Genomic DNA, 256 nt, shown 5'->3' on the forward strand with positions numbered 1-256 from the left:
GAACTCCTGTTCGTATCTCAATAAAGAAACGAGCAAAGAAGCTGAACTATGAAGACCTTATCAGCCCTCGGCGTCCTCGCCGGGGGTTTTCTTTTTGCACCACCGCCTCGGACAATTCTGTCAATGATGTTTTGGGCGTCTCGCGGTCACAACCCGCTCGCTATGCGCATTGGTTTATGATGATGGGCTGCCCTCCCGAACTTATCCTGACGGAACAGAGCAGGTTGACGCAAGTCAACGCGGATAAGCAGTTTCA

General features: G+C 51.6%; 1 protein-coding gene. It reads left to right on the plus strand.

The genetic code is table 11. From position 1 onward, the window contains the following. On the plus strand, positions 1–256 hold a 256-nt coding region (locus Q4528_RS14690), incomplete at both ends, for a hypothetical protein (protein ID WP_303522398.1).

The sequence above is a fragment of the Staphylococcus pasteuri genome (assembly GCF_030547725.1).
Lineage (GTDB): Bacteria > Bacillota > Bacilli > Staphylococcales > Staphylococcaceae > Staphylococcus > Staphylococcus pasteuri.